Genomic DNA, 15,209 nt, shown 5'->3' with positions numbered 1-15,209 from the left:
GAAGAGAATATAAGAAAGGATGAATAAAATGACAGTGCAAAATAATGACCTAAACAAGAATAATGATGACCACTCTCATGATGATCTGGATTTAAGAGGCACACTGTATTCAGTTTTCACATTAGGAGGCATCTTTGCAGTATTATGGGTAATTTGTTTTATTTTATTTTTAGTAAGAATTTAAGGGGTGAAATCTGTGCATAAATACGAAAAGTTATGGCTAAAAGTCGGCATAAGCTCATTAGTCATTTTCTTAACAATTTTGATGATTACAGGTTTGCATAATGGACACACGCCAGCCGCTTCTGGTAGAGACTATGTCAATCCTGATAAAGTCGATCAAATCGAACCTTTCAATAAACCAGGTTTACACAAAATTAGCGGCAAAGATTACGACTATGAATTAGTAATTCTTGCTTCAGCTTTCAATTATCAGCCAGGTAAAGTCGAAATTCCTAAAGGTTCGAAAGTAAAAATCATTGCGACAAGTAAAGATACTTTGCATGGATTTAGTTTACCAGGAACAAACGTCAACATGATGTTAGAACCTGGACATATTAGTGAATATTACAAGACATTCAATGAGAAACGCGAATATTTAGTCATCTGTAATGAATATTGTGGTATCGGACATGCAGATATGAAGTCGATGATAAAGGTTGTGGATAAAAAATGATAACGCGATTAAATAAGAATGATAGCAAACTTGTGATGGCGCATATGTATGTAGCCATTGGTTGTTTAATCCTTGGTGGACTAGCAGGATTATTACAAACATTTGTAAGATCAGGTTTATTACAATTACCTAAACAAATTTCTTATTATCAAATCTTAACGGTGCACGGTATCGTATTAGCATTGGTACTGACAACTTTCTTTATCTTAGGATTTCAATTTTCTGCAGTAGCTAAGACATCTGGACATTTAACGTCTGTTCAAAGAAAGTTCGGTTGGGTTGGATTTTGGGTAATGATTCTTGGTACGCTCATGGCAGCAACAATGGTTCTATTAAACAAAGCCACTGTTTTATATACTTTTTATGCACCATTAAAAGCACATGCTATTTTCTATATTGGTATGGCGCTTGTTGTTGTAGGTAGCTGGATTTCTACAGTTGGACAAATTTTGAAATATGTAGAGTTTAAGAAGAAAAATCCAGGTAAGAAATCTCCCCTACTGAGCTACATGGTAGCAATCAACGGGGTAATGTGGATTGTATGTTCATTAGGTGTTGCTGCGACAGTACTCCTTCAATTAATTCCTTGGTCATTAGGTTTAGTTGAAAGAGTAGACGTAACATTAAGTAGAACATTGTTTTGGTATTTTGGTCATGCACTTGTTTATTTTTGGTTGTTACCAGCTTACATGTGTTGGTATGCAATTGTGCCAAAGATTATCGGTGCAAAAGCATTCTCAGACAATTTAGCAAGAATGTCATTTATGCTATTCTTATTCTTCAGTATTCCAGTTGGGATACACCACCAATTAGTTGAACCAGGTATTGATGATACATGGAAATACTTACAAGTTGTATTAACATTTATGGTTGTTATTCCATCAATGATGACAGCATTTAGTTTGTTTGCAACATTTGAAAATTACGGCCGTTCTAATGGATATAAAGGATTGTTTACATGGTTTAAATCTTTACCATGGAATGACGCAAGATTCGTATTACCATTCTTAGGTATGTTAGCCTTTATTCCAGGTGGCGCAGGTGGATTAGTTAACGCATCTGCACAAATGAATGGATTAATTCACAATACAATTTGGGTAACTGGACACTTCCATTTAACAATCGCTTCCGCGGTCATCATGACTTTCTTCGGAATCATGTACTGGTTAATACCTCATTGTACAGGTAGAAAACTAACTAAATTCACAAATAAATTAGCGCTTATGCAAGGTTATACTTGGGCAATCGGTATGACAATTATGAGTGGTGCTATGCACTATGTTGGATTAGTAAAAGGCGCACCAAGAAGATCAACATATTCAGAATATGGCGGTGCTAAACAAGCTGCTGAATGGATACCATATCAAGTATTACAAGCAGTCGGGGGAACAATTTTATTTATATCTATAATATTAGTTGTAATGGTGTTTATACATTTAGCCTTCTTATCACCTAAAGGCGAAGAAGAATATCCAGTATCAGAAGCATTAGATGAACAACAACCAGTCATTAGATTTGTTGAGAACTGGAGATTCTTAATCATCGTGACAGTATTGCTTATCTTAATTGCTTATACTGTCCCTATCGGGCAGATGTTCACAGATCCAGCACCAGGAGCTAAAGGATTAGGAGAAGGAAAACTTTGGTAATTCTAAATTAATACATTTAACTTAGAACCTTCATACAATGATGTATAATAGGAAGACTGGCAACACATCTTTAGAAGATGCGATGCTAGTCTTTTTTGTTGTGTGGGGTTTGGGGGTGGTGGTTGTAATGAATATCTCTTGTCTAAATCTATTGGAGAAGCATGGTAATGAGTCGAGTCTTGTCTTAACGTCCAACTTAAGCCAAGAGATAGCTCAAGTTGTGGCTTAATGTCCTACTTAAGCCAAGAGATTATCTAAGTCTTGTCTTAACGTCCAAATTAAGCCAAGAGATTACCTAAGTCGTAGCTTAACACCTAACTTAAGCCAAGAGATTACCTAAGTCTTGGCTTAACGTCCAAATTAAGCCAAGAGATTACCTAAGTCGTAGCTTAACGACCTAATTAAGCCAAGAAATCGTCCAAGTCATGGCTTAAAGCCTAACTTAAGCCAAGAGATCAGCCTAAGTCATGGCTTAACGCCCAACTTAAGCTAAGAGATTAGCCAAGTCATAGCTTAAAGTCCTAATTAAGCCAAGAGATTACCTAAGTCGTAGCTTAACGACCAAATTAAGCCAAGAAATCGTCCAAGTCATGGCTTAACGTCTAACTTAAGCCAAGAGATTAGCCTAAGTCATGGCTTAACGCCCAACTTAAGCCAAGAGATTAGCCTAAGTCATGGCTTAACGCCCAACTTAAGCCAAGAGATTAGCCTAAGTCATGGCTTAACGCCCAACTTAAGCTAAGAGATTAGCCAAGTCATAGCTTAAAGTCCTAATTAAGCCAAGAGATACTTGATATACCTCAAACCATACATCCCTACTATCCCCCAAACCAAAAAACCACCTGCTCTGCAGGTGGTTTCCGCTTTTCTACTTACTTCCTACTATCTATTTATTTCGTTTGCCCCAATATTGATAGTACGTACATTCGATATAGCCGTTAAATAGTTTTCTTCTTTTTGTGGCTTTCTTACCTACTAATGGTTCAAATTCTTTATAGCTTGTAAGCATATATAATGATGCTTGTTCGTTTTGTTTCATGATTTCGCCTAAGTGTTTGTACATTGCTTCTACTTCACTTCGTTCACCGATACGTTCGCCATATGGTGGGTTCCCGATTATTGAAACAGGTCCTTCTGGTACTTCTAGATTATGTACATCTTGGACTTTAAATTGAATGATGTCCCCTAACCCAACTTCTGTTGCATTATCTTTCGCGATTTCGATCATATTAGGATCGATATCACTTGCTATGATATTAATTTCTTTATCATATAATGCCGCATCATCTGCTTCTTGTCTGAGTTGGTCATACAAGCCTTCTGGTATGATATCCCATTCTTCACTCGCAAACTCACGATTAAATCCTGGTGCAATATTTTGAGCAATGAGTGCTGCTTCTATTGCAAGTGTACCTGAACCACAGAATGGATCTATAAATGGTGTTTCACCGCTCCAGTTTGTTAATCTTACAAGCGCTGCAGCTAATGTTTCTTTCATAGGTGCGTCACCTTGTGCCAAACGGTAACCTCTTTTATGAAGTCCAGAACCTGAAGTGTCGATTGTTAATAAAGCTTCGTCTTTCAGTAATGATACTTCAACTTGGTATTTGCTACCTGTCTCATCGATCCAACCTTTAATTTGATACGCATGTTTCAATCTCTCAACTATCGCTTTTTTAACGATTGCTTGACAGTCGGATACGCTGAATAATTTAGATTTAACACTTTTTCCTTGAACTGGGAACATACCTTGAGCGCCAATCACATCTTCCCATGGTAATGATTTAGTCTTTTCGAATAATTCGTCAAAAGTTGTTGCGTGGAAACGTCCTACTACGATTTTGACTCTGTCAGCAGTTCTTAACCATAAATTTGATTTAACGATTGCTGTTTCATCACCTTCGAAAAGTACGCGACCGTTTTCTACTTTTGTTTCATATCCTAATTCTTGAACTTCTCTAGCAACAATTGATTCTAATCCCATTGGACTAGTAGCGAGTAATTGATACATGCATATACTCCTTTATATTTAAATTATCATTATTTACAAATAAAAAGCTCTCCTACTTGGGAGAGCGACACTAGTAAGTGATAAATCTGTAAGCCATGTTTTGTCCTTTAGTACTGCTAACGTGTACTAGTTACACTCGTACGCCAGTGATAATCATCTGTCTGTATGATTACATACCTTCTTATTCCGTTCATTTCCGTCAAAGAAGTGCTCCTACCAATTTTGGATTGCTCACTCGAGGGGTTTACCGCGTTCCACCTTTTACATTTCTGTAAAAGCTACGTCACTGTGGCACTTTCAAACTACTTTAACCATATTATAAATAACTTAGGTTATTTCGTTGCCGTCAATTATTTGCCCTGGCTTATTGTTTCGCCAAGCACGAACACTACATTCATCTCAGAATGTGTGAGCATGGACTTTCCTCTACTTAACGTAGCGATTATCCGAAATACCACTCAACAAAGAATTATAGCATAAACGACGTTAAATAACTATCATTTATTCGCCGAATACTGCTTTTTCAAGATTAGAAATTCGTTTTAAGATATCTACATTATTGGAATTGTATTGTTGTGAACCTTGTGGTCTGCCTGACGCGACACGGATTCTTAACTGTTCGATTTCTTTTTTAAGTTTAGAATTTTCTTCTGTTAATTTGATGACTTCGTTATTTAACTCAGCCATTTTTTGATAGTCTGAAATAATGTCATCTAAAAAAGCATCTACTTCTTCAGTTTTGAAACCTCTTAAACCTCTTTCAAATTCCTTTTCATAAATATCTTTTGCAGATAGCTTTAATGTTACATCAGCCATTTTTACACCTCATTTAATATGATTCGTTGTCATTATTATAATTAAATTCCATAAAGTCTTGTAAATCCATGAATGTAATAACATTATAAGTATAGTTTGTCTTTTCAGCAAAATCAACTAACTTACTTTTGAAGTATTTAGGTGATGCTTCTTGTTCATCATCATAAAATAAAATTGTCTTTTCAGTGTTATCGAGTATAAATTCATTAGCTTGTTGAAATTGAAATCCACCTTGATAGTCACTTTGATGAATCGCATTGACATAGTCTGCTTGTGCGACAATATTGTGATAAGCTTGTTGGTTTGTTTCATTCCATTTATTATAATGATTTAAAAATGGCGTCAATATCGCAAGTTTCAATTGTGGGTATTTATTTTTCATTTCAATGGTCACTTCAGCTGCCCATAGTTCAAATCCTAATTGTCCTGAAATAATGACCCACTCCATACCTTCTTCTATTTCTTGCTCAATTATTTCTTTAAGATATGCTTTGATGACTTTAACTTCTGGCTGTTCATTTTTAAAAATATTCAATTCAAACGGTTTGTATCCCGTAAAATATACTGACGTCATGATAAATCACCTATATGCGTATAAATATAATTTAAATCATGTTGTACAGCTTTATGCTTTTCAAAGAAGAGTTTCTTACTTGTACGTTTATAATGGCATTCTACAGATAACTCTTTGTAGTTACTAATTAAGAGTTGAAATTTCTGTTCATTCATATATTGTAATTTCAATACTGTATCTTGATGAACAGCAAGTTTATCTAACAAAACATCGACTTGTTCAACAAATGGTACGACATCTTTATAAAAGTTGTATTCGTAGTCATCCTTTGCATGTTGAAAAATATCTAGCATATCATTTAATTTATTTAAAAGATCTTGTATCATCGCTACACCTACTATTAATGAAGTTTGTATTTTAAATGTCCTCACGATAAAATGATAACATAACTAGAAAAGTTCTAGAATATTTATGTATCATTAAAAACTTTTGTAACTTATAATGAAATAAGGTATAATGTTTAGAGTTTTATGATATGAAGCTAGGTGATGAATTTGAATTATCCAAACGGAAAAAAAGTTACAAAAAATACTTCTAAAGTCTCAATTCAAAACGACCCAAAATATAGTAGAATACAATATGGTAAACGGGGTATGAGATTAGAGGAGGAAATTGATAAATCCAATGAATACTTCAGATTAGAAAATATAGCCGTTATTCATAAGAAACCAACACCTATTCAAATTGTTGATGTTGACTACCCTAAAAGACAAAAAGCGGTCATTAAAGAAGCTTATTTTAGAAAGCCTTCAACAACAGATTATAATGGTGTTTATAATGGATACTATATTGACTTTGAAGCTAAGGAAACGAAAAATAAGACAAGTTTCCCTTTAAATAATATCCACGATCACCAAGTATCACATATGGAACAAGTACTAAACCAAAAAGGCATATGTTTTTTGTTGATAAAATTTAGCTATCATGATAGCGTATTTTTATTGCCTTTTAGGAAGTTTATGGTATATTGGGACAGATATAAATCTGGAGGGAAAAAGTCCATCACACTTAAAGAGATTGAAAATGATGGTTACTTAATACCAATCCAATTTAAACCAAGAATTAACTACATAACAATAGTTGATCAATTGATAAAAACAGAAAGTGAGGCGCTCAAATGAGTCAATCAAAAGCTTCTAATAGTAAAAATGGTAAAGAACAACCTAAAAAGAAAAGGAATATCAAACGGACGATTATTAAGGTGTTCGGTATTCTCGTGCTAGCATTCTTAGCAATGGTAATCGTAGGTGTTCTCGTATTTGCATATTATGCTTGGAAAGCTCCTGCTTTCAATGAAAGTGCGCTTAAAGACCAATTACCAACTAAAATTTATGACAAAAATAATAAACTTGTCACGACCCTTTATATGGGACAAAAGAGAGAACATGTTAAGTTTGATGAAGTACCAGACAAAATGAAAGATGCTGTATTAGCAACTGAGGATAATCGCTTCTATGATCATGGTGCATTAGATTATAAACGTTTATCTGGAGCAGTCATGAAGAACTTTACAGGTGGCTTTGGTTCACAAGGTGCATCTACATTAACACAACAAGTTGTAAAACGTTCATTCTTAACTGATAAGAAATCAATTGAAAGAAAAGCTCAAGAAGCTTACCTTTCATATAGATTAGAGCAAGAATATTCTAAAGATGAAATCTTTGAAATGTACTTAAACAAAATCTATTACTCAGATGGTATTTACGGTTCTCAAACAGCAGCTAAATATTATTTCAATAAGAAATTGAAAGATTTAAACTTAGCTGAAACAGCTTACTTAGCAGGATTACCACAAGTACCAAATCAATATAATATTTATGATAATCCTGAAGCGGCTGAAAAACGTAAAGACACTGTTCTTTATTTAATGGAAAGACACGGTAGAATCACTAAGAAAGAAATGAAAGAAGCACAAGATACACCTATCGATAAGAACTTAGTGAAACGTACAGTCGAAGAAAGAAATGACGCGATGACAGATACGCCTGATAATGAGTACGCTTCTTACATTAACTATGTTAAACAAGAAATTACTCAAAACAAAGCGTTCAAAGGTCAATCATTAAATGATATTATGACAAGCGGTCTTAAAATCTACACAAACATGGATAAAGATGTTCAAAAAACATTACAAGAGTCAGTTGATAACGGTACATTCTACAAGAATAAAGACCAAATTACTGGTTCATCTATAGTAGATACGAAGACTGGTAAATTAGTCGGTATCAGTGGTGGTAAGAATTACAAAGACGTAGTGGATAGAAACCAAGCAACAGATGTCCATCCAACAGGTTCATCTCTAAAACCGATATTAGCTTATGGGCCAGCAATTGAGAATATGCAATATGCGACAAACCATAAGTTCCAAGATGAAAGCGAATATAATATCAACGGTAGTATATTCAAGAACTATGATGGTCAAGGTCACGGTTCAGTTACAATGGCAGATGCATTAGCAAGATCATACAACATCCCAGCATTGAAATCTTGGCAAGAAACAAACCAAAATGCTGGTGAAAAAGCAGTTAAAGATTTTGCTTCTAAAGTGAATTTAAATTATAAAGATGAAATAGGACCTTCAGAAGTACTTGGTGGTTCACAATCAGAATTCTCCCCTACTCAATTAGCATCAGCATTTGCATCAATGGGTAATGGTGGAACATACAATGAAGCAAAATCAATTAGAAAAGTTGTCACTCAAGATGATGAAACTATCAAATTCTCAAGCGAAAGCCATAAAGCAATGGAAGACTACACAGCATACATGTTAACTGAAATGCTAAAAGGAACATTCCAAGCATACGGTTCAGCTTATGGATATGGAATTAACGGCGTGAACGTAGCAGCTAAAACAGGTACTGGTACTTATGGTGATGAAGTATACAATGAATATCAATTACCTGAAAATGCAGCGAAAGACGTTTGGATTACAGGTTATTCGCCACAATACACAATGTCAGTATGGATGGGCTTCAATAAAGTTAAAGAATACGGTGAAAACTCATTCTTAGGACATGATGAACAAACGAAACCACAAATATTATTCAATGAAGTTATGTCAGAAATCTCTAATTATGACGGTGCAGACTTCGAAAAACCAGATTCAGTAACAGGAAGCGGTAAAAGCTTGAGCGTTGCAGGTAATGAAGACAATGATACAACATCAAGCTCAGCACCTAGCAATAGTAATGGTAATAGTAGCAGTCAGCAAAATAATTATAACTTCTCAAATAACAATAATAATGTAACAACAAACGAACCACAGACGAATTCAAATTCATCAACAACACAACAACAGTCATCTACTAATCAGAACGTAACAACTGAAGAGCAAACGACTGAAACACCAACATCGGAAGAATCAGATTCAGACTCGGGAGATAATACTTCGGCCTCTGATGCAGCAAAACAAGCTGCCAAAGAAGAGAAAGATGACTAAGATATAGAAAAAGCATCACATCCTTTGTGGGATGTGATGCTTTTTTGATTTATATAAAAGTGTGTTAAATTATAGTCGGGTATATCGCACGAAGACACAAAGATATCGTGCGCAAGGGTATAAAAATAAGCCGTATCGCACGAAGACACAAAGATATCGTGCGCAAGGGTATAAAAATAAGCTTTATCGCACGAAGACTCGAAGATATCGTGCGATAAGGCCTATAATTTTTATTCTCCGCTTTCACGTTGTGCGGCTCTTTTAAGTTGGATCTGATATCTCGCATTCATTCTGATTAATTCTTCTTTCAATGTTACCATTTGTCTATATCCCATAAAGTGATATACTCTATCGTTTATATAGTGGTATCGTTCTTCGAAATTCATTGGTATAACTGGATATTCTTCGATATGTGCGATATCAAATGTTTCTATTTGATTGATTTGTTCTATATAAGCGATGATTAAATGATAATATTGATCTAACAATTGATGTGCTTCACTTGTTTTAAGCTTTTTATTTTTAACAAGTGGCTCTATTTGCTGTTCAAGTTCTGTGAAGTCATTTTTTTGTATCATGCGCCCTCAACCTTTACTAACCCAGCTTTTAATCGTTTTTGCCCTTCTCTACAATCTGCAAATAATGGACATACTTCGCATTTCGGTTTACGTGCTACACAGTGATAGCGTCCAAAGAATATAAGCTGATGGTGACTTTTTGTCCATCTTTCTCTTGGAATAATGCTACATAAACGATCTTCAACTTGGCGCACATTGTCTTTAATTCTACATATTGCAAGGCGTTTAGATACGCGCTCAACGTGTGTGTCTACTGCTAATGATGGTTCTCCGAATGCTACACTCATCACAACATTCGCTGTTTTACGCCCTACACCAGCTAATGATTCTAATTCTTGATGTGTACTTGGTACGACACCATTAAAATTATCTAACAGCGATTGACAAAGTTTTTGTATATTTTTAGCTTTATTGCGGTATAAACCGATTGAACGAATGTCATTTTGTAGTTCTTCTAAACTTACATTTAAATAGTCTTCAGGTGTTTTATACTTTGCAAAAAGTGATTTCGTCACTTTGTTGACGAGTACGTCTGTACACTGTGCAGAAAGTAATACTGCGATTGTAAGTTCGAATGGATTGTCATGAACGAGTTCACATTCGGCATCTGGAAACATTTCATCAATAACATCCATCATTTCTAATGCTTTCTTTTTACTTATCATAAGGATTCTCCCCATTTACCCAATCAAAAGTCGGGATTAAATTAACATTTTGTTTTACTTTTTTAGTTTGATTAAACTTTTCACTTTCTTCTTTGGAAGATTCAACAGTAGTGATGTGCTTCTTCTTCCAGTTTAATAAAATGCGGTCGATATATTTGATGCTGAGTTTGTCTAAACTATGCGCTTCGTTAAGTGCACTCATAATGAGTTCGTTTGAATGTTTATCAGTATCAATCCAGTGGTTTAATGTTTGAACTTCTAATGGTGTTAATGGTCGACCGAAAGTGGATTCGAATTCTTGGAATAATTTCTTGAATTGTAAGTTTTGATCTTCTACTGTACCTTGTTGCATCGCTTCGTTTTTGATTAATGCAAGTTGTTCATACAAAGGATCAAATGATATGAATTCATTATATTTATGTTGGTCATCTTTTTCAATTTTAATGTCTATAATTTTTAATTGAGAAAGTTGATTAATGATATGACTCACTTCTTGTATAGATAAAGTCGTGCCACGTTGAATATCTTCTAATGGAGGCTGTAAGTTTCGATCATTCTCTTGATCTAGCAATTTAATTAGGATAACGAATTGTTTTTCATTTAATCCCAAATTGGCATAATGATCAAACAAAGCTCTTTGTACAACGACTGGCTTTTCTTTTAACATAGCACTTGTATACATATTTTCACCTACTTCATTATAAAAATATAGAGTCTGGGATCACTATTCAGCCCCAGACTCGCATATTATTATGGATATAATCGATTTAATAAACGTGGGAATGGTGCAGTTTCTCTAACGTGTTCTACGCCACTTAACCATGCTACTGTTCTTTCAAGTCCTAAGCCAAATCCACTATGTGGTACACTTCCGTATTTTCTTAAGTCAGTGTAGTAACTGTATGCTTCAGGATCTAAACCATGTTCATTAATTCTTTGATTAATTAAATCTAAATCACTAATTCTTTCAGAACCACCAATGATTTCTCCGTAACCTTCTGGTGCGATTAAATCTGCGCATAATACAGTGTCTGGATTTTCAGGGTTTGGTTCCATATAGAATGGTTTAATTTTTGTTGGATAATTAATGATAAATACTGGTTTATCATAATGGTTTGCAATTGCTGTTTCATGAGGAGAACCGAAATCGTCGCCCCACTCAATATCATCGAATCCTTCTTGATGTAAGAATGTAATGGCATCATCGTAAGTGATTCTTGGGAATGGTGTTGAAACTTGTTCTAACTTAGAAGTATCTCTTTCAAGAAGTTCTAATTCTAATTTACAATTTGCCAACACAGCTTTAACGATGTGGTGTACGTAATTTTCTTGAACTTCTAAGCTTTGGTCATGTTTCATAAATGCCATTTCGCCTTCAATCATCCAGAATTCAATTAAATGTCTTCTTGTTTTTGATTTTTCAGCTCTGAAAGTCGGACCGAAACTAAATACTCTATTATGCGCCATAGCTGCAGCTTCTAAGTATAACTGACCACTTTGAGATAAGAATGCATCTTCATCGAAATATTTCGTATGGAACAATTCACTAGTACCTTCAGGTGCGCTACCTGTTAAAATTGGTGGATCAATTTTAGTGAATCCACTTTCGTTAAAGAACTCATATGTCGCACGAATAATTTCGTTTCTAATTTTCATAACGGCATGTTGACGTTTAGAACGTAACCATAAATGTCTGTGATCCATTAAGAATTCTGTACCATGATTTTTTGGTGTGATTGGATAATCATATGATTCTGAAATGACTTCTACACCACTTACTTGCATTTCATATCCAAATTTAGAACGGTCATCTTCTGTAATTGTACCCGTAACATAAACAGATGTTTCTTGTGTTAATGATTTAGCTAATTGGAAGATGTCTTCTGATACTTCAGCTTTCACAACAACCCCTTGCATAAATCCTGTTCCGTCTCTTAATTGTAAAAATGCTATTTTCCCACTTGATCGCTTGTTTGCAATCCAAGCACCGATTGTCACTTCTTGATTGACATAATCTTTAGCTTGTTTAATCGTAATATTCATTATTATTTCTCCTATTCAAATAAATTACCTATAGTTATTTTATCAAATTATGCATACAACTGCTATCTGTTTGGATATTTTCTTAGTTTATCTTGGAATTTATTTAAATCGCCTTCAATAACAGGTATTTCACCTAAAGCATTTATGAAATATTTACTGTAATTACTATCTAGTATTCTTCTATCAAAACAAATTAATAAACCTTGGTCATGCTTGTTTCGAATTAATCGACCAATGCCTTGTCTGAACTTAGTTACTGCGTCTGGTAAGACAAAGTCTTTAAAGGGATTGTCAAATTCATCTTTCATTAAATGGTATCGTGGATCATCTTGATGTATAAATGGTAATTTCGTCATCATGACACATTTAATACCTGAAGATTGGTAATCAAACCCTTCAAAAAATGATAAAGTGCCAAGTAAAATGGTTTTATCAAATTGGTTAAACTGTTGTACGAGTTTATACACGTGTGAATGTTGTTGCTGCATCAATACGACATAATCATCAAATATTTCAAGTTCTTCCATATATCGGTATGCTTGATACAACATAGAATAATTCGTAAACAGTACTAAACATTTTTGATTGGTTTCACTAACAAATGTAGATAAATAACTAATAATCGTTTCAATATAGTCATCTTGTTGATGATATTGATAAGTTGGCATATTTTGCGGTACAAAACATGTTGCTTGATTTTTTAAGTCATAAATATCATTTAAATAATACGTGTTAAATTGAATGTCTTCAGGAAACATGGATTTAAATGATGTAAATGAATGATTAACGGTTAATGTTCCTGAAATGAAAATATTGCTATTGAATTGTTCAATAAACACTTCATTCAATAAATCTTTTACTTCTGCTTTTTTAACAAAGAGTGAAAGTGTAGATTTCTGAGAAATTTTCTTAATGGATACGAATGGCACTTGACCAGACTTAATCATGTTATAAATTTTAGTATATTGATGATAGATATAAATTAACTCTTTCTTGAATGCTTTTACATGTGCATGTGAGTATGATTTAAATCTAGATAATATTTGGTTGATTGTACTAATTTGTCGTTTAAATATTTCAGATATATTCGCGACATCAATATCATAGAAGTAATGTATTTGTTTGTCATCTTCATGAGATTCTTGATGCTTATCTGAAATTTGAGCCATTAAATCATCAAATAGTTGTTCGTTTTGTTCATGCAGTAAATCAATATCACGCTTCAATTGATAAATATCAATTGGTTCAATTGGGTATTGCTCTATGACTCTTCTATTTTCTAATTTATCTAATCGTTTAAATAATTTTTCTTGCTCATTTTTACCTAATAAACCGAGATGATATTTAATATGTTGGTAACTTAAATCATCTGTCACTTGGTTAAGTGCGTAATCTTGAATGCGATGTGCTTCATCAACAATGATATGTTTGAACAATTGATATACCGTATCTTCAGTGCTATGTTGTAACAAGTGTGCATGATTCGTAATACCAATCTCTACATGTTGCGCACTCTCTTTAATAAATTGATAGTAATGTATATCATTCTTAAACGGTACATAAGTCGTGCGTTTTTGGTCAAAGAAGACTTTTTGACCGCCTTTAAGATGGAGCTCTTCAATGTCACCTGTTTCAGTTTCAAGAATCCATACAAGCAACTGCATTTTTAAAATTGTCGCTTCATAGTTGTCTGTATCATCTTGTAATATATTTAAGATTAAACCTAGCGAAATATAATGATCTTTACTTTTAATAATCATTGCTTTTAAGTCTAAATCTAATGCATTTAAGACTTTATTAAATTCTTGTTCTAAAAGTTGATTTTGAAGTAACTTCGTATGTGTTGAAACGAGAATGTGCTCACCTGTCTCTAAATAATACAATAATGCAGCGAGCACAAAGCTCATTGATTTCCCGCTTCCAAGTGGTGCTTCAATCAAAGCATTCTCATTATGCATTAAAGAATCAAACAATTGCTGAACGAGTTGATATTGTTCTTTACGATAATCGAAGTTAAATGTTTTAAGTATTCTATCATAAGCTTCATCAAGCGTAATGGATGTTCGATCGCTTGAATGACGTATAGGCATTTGCTTTAAATAATGGATGTTCTGGTACTTTTTAATATTGCGATTATGCGTTTCAGAACTTTGATGTGTTCTTACAAGTTCAAATAGAACGTCTTTTAAATCATGCTTTAACGATTTAGATAAATAATAAAGTTGTTTAATGGTATCAATCGGAAGACTATTTATTTTTTTAATGGCTTTAATTAACAATAGTGCAGTTGCTTTAGCATCCTCATAAGCACTATGCGCTTGGTTTAAATCAACTTGTAACGATTGACTTAATTCACTTAACTGATAACTTTCTTCGTTTGGAAATGCGATTTTAAACAATTCCATCGTATCAATAGTTAATTTAGGTTCAAATTGTATTTGATACTTTTCGAAATGGGATTTGAGAAAGTTTAAATCAAATAGAACATTATGCGCGACAAATACACAATCTTTCAACAAGTTAAATAAAGATTGACTAATCTCTTCGAAGTATGGAGCTTCTTCTAAGTCTAATTCATTTATATTGGTTAAGGCTTGGATGAAAGATGGAATTTCCAAATCCGTTTTCACATATGAATGATATGTATCGATAATTTGGTTATTTTCTATAAATGTTATCCCAATTTGTATAATTTCATCATATTGAATTTGGTTTCCAGTTGTTTCTAAATCTACAACAGCGTATCTTTGCGCCATAT

Annotated in this window: 13 protein-coding genes and 1 other RNA gene; 4 read left to right on the top strand and 10 right to left on the bottom strand. The window is 33.8% G+C overall.

All coding sequences use genetic code 11. The features are described 5' to 3' along the window. The first annotated feature begins 196 nt into the window (after positions 1 to 196). Together MHH94_RS07345 and MHH94_RS07340 are read left to right on the top strand one after the other, a co-directional pair. Positions 197 to 676 carry a cytochrome c oxidase subunit II gene (locus MHH94_RS07345; RefSeq protein ID WP_107609121.1) on the top strand — a complete coding sequence of 160 codons (480 nt, stop codon included), beginning with the start codon at positions 197 to 199 and terminating at the stop codon, positions 674 to 676. Further along, positions 673 to 2,325, top strand: a complete 1,653-nt coding sequence (locus MHH94_RS07340) for a b(o/a)3-type cytochrome-c oxidase subunit 1 (RefSeq protein WP_107609120.1) — start codon at positions 673 to 675, stop codon at positions 2,323 to 2,325. The genes MHH94_RS07345 and MHH94_RS07340 overlap by 4 nt, the downstream gene beginning before the upstream one ends. 886 nt (positions 2,326 to 3,211) lie before the next feature. Here the strand turns inward: MHH94_RS07340 and MHH94_RS07335 are convergent. The 5 genes from MHH94_RS07335 to MHH94_RS07315 form a co-directional block, all read right to left on the bottom strand. Next, positions 3,212 to 4,336, bottom strand: a complete 1,125-nt coding sequence (locus tag MHH94_RS07335; protein WP_107609119.1) for a THUMP domain-containing class I SAM-dependent RNA methyltransferase — start codon at positions 4,334 to 4,336, stop codon at positions 3,212 to 3,214. Between the two features lie 84 nt (positions 4,337 to 4,420). Beyond that, positions 4,421 to 4,790: RNase P RNA component class B (gene rnpB / locus MHH94_RS07330), an RNA gene on the bottom strand. Positions 4,791 to 4,837: 47 nt separating this feature from the next. After that, on the bottom strand, positions 4,838 to 5,152 hold the full coding sequence (gene gpsB / locus MHH94_RS07325; protein WP_025905495.1) for a cell division regulator GpsB: 315 nt from the start codon (positions 5,150 to 5,152) through the stop codon (positions 4,838 to 4,840). A 13-nt stretch (positions 5,153 to 5,165) separates the two neighbouring features. Then, positions 5,166 to 5,729: an SLOG family protein gene (locus tag MHH94_RS07320; RefSeq protein ID WP_107609118.1), complete on the bottom strand. Its 564-nt coding sequence runs from the start codon at positions 5,727 to 5,729 to the stop codon at positions 5,166 to 5,168. Then, positions 5,723 to 6,052 carry a DUF1798 family protein gene (locus MHH94_RS07315; RefSeq protein WP_048539796.1) on the bottom strand — a complete coding sequence of 110 codons (330 nt, stop codon included), beginning with the start codon at positions 6,050 to 6,052 and terminating at the stop codon, positions 5,723 to 5,725. The genes MHH94_RS07320 and MHH94_RS07315 overlap by 7 nt, the downstream gene beginning before the upstream one ends. Before the next feature lie 168 nt (positions 6,053 to 6,220). Between MHH94_RS07315 and recU the strand changes: the two genes are divergently transcribed. Both recU and MHH94_RS07305 read left to right on the top strand, forming a co-directional pair. Then, positions 6,221 to 6,847, top strand: coding sequence for a Holliday junction resolvase RecU (gene recU, locus MHH94_RS07310; protein WP_058592357.1), 627 nt, complete (start codon positions 6,221 to 6,223; stop codon positions 6,845 to 6,847). Then, positions 6,844 to 9,165 carry a transglycosylase domain-containing protein gene (locus MHH94_RS07305; RefSeq protein WP_058592356.1) on the top strand — a complete coding sequence of 774 codons (2,322 nt, stop codon included), beginning with the start codon at positions 6,844 to 6,846 and terminating at the stop codon, positions 9,163 to 9,165. The genes recU and MHH94_RS07305 overlap by 4 nt, the downstream gene beginning before the upstream one ends. A gap of 230 nt (positions 9,166 to 9,395) precedes the next feature. Here MHH94_RS07305 and MHH94_RS07300 read toward each other — a convergent pair whose 3' ends face one another. The 5 genes from MHH94_RS07300 to MHH94_RS07280 form a co-directional block, all read right to left on the bottom strand. Continuing rightward, positions 9,396 to 9,743, bottom strand: a complete 348-nt coding sequence (locus MHH94_RS07300; protein ID WP_107603369.1) for a YpoC family protein — start codon at positions 9,741 to 9,743, stop codon at positions 9,396 to 9,398. Further along, on the bottom strand, positions 9,740 to 10,408 hold the full coding sequence (nth, locus tag MHH94_RS07295) for an endonuclease III (protein ID WP_048539792.1): 669 nt from the start codon (positions 10,406 to 10,408) through the stop codon (positions 9,740 to 9,742). Before nth ends, MHH94_RS07300 begins: the two co-directional genes overlap by 4 nt. Next, positions 10,398 to 11,090, bottom strand: a complete 693-nt coding sequence (locus tag MHH94_RS07290) for a DnaD domain-containing protein (protein WP_048539791.1) — start codon at positions 11,088 to 11,090, stop codon at positions 10,398 to 10,400. The genes nth and MHH94_RS07290 overlap by 11 nt, the downstream gene beginning before the upstream one ends. Positions 11,091 to 11,158: 68 nt before the next feature. Beyond that, on the bottom strand, positions 11,159 to 12,451 hold the full coding sequence (gene asnS, locus MHH94_RS07285; RefSeq protein ID WP_048539790.1) for an asparagine--tRNA ligase: 1,293 nt from the start codon (positions 12,449 to 12,451) through the stop codon (positions 11,159 to 11,161). A gap of 62 nt (positions 12,452 to 12,513) precedes the next feature. Further along, on the bottom strand, positions 12,514 to 15,207 hold the full coding sequence (locus tag MHH94_RS07280) for a helicase C-terminal domain-containing protein (RefSeq protein ID WP_107603370.1): 2,694 nt from the start codon (positions 15,205 to 15,207) through the stop codon (positions 12,514 to 12,516). Positions 15,208 to 15,209: the final 2 nt, after the last annotated feature.

Source organism: Mammaliicoccus sp. FSL K6-3158 (assembly GCF_038005105.1).
Classification (GTDB): domain Bacteria; phylum Bacillota; class Bacilli; order Staphylococcales; family Staphylococcaceae; genus Mammaliicoccus; species Mammaliicoccus sciuri.
The sequence above is the reverse complement of the archived record's forward strand: the minus strand, read 5'-3'. Positions and strand labels throughout refer to the sequence as shown.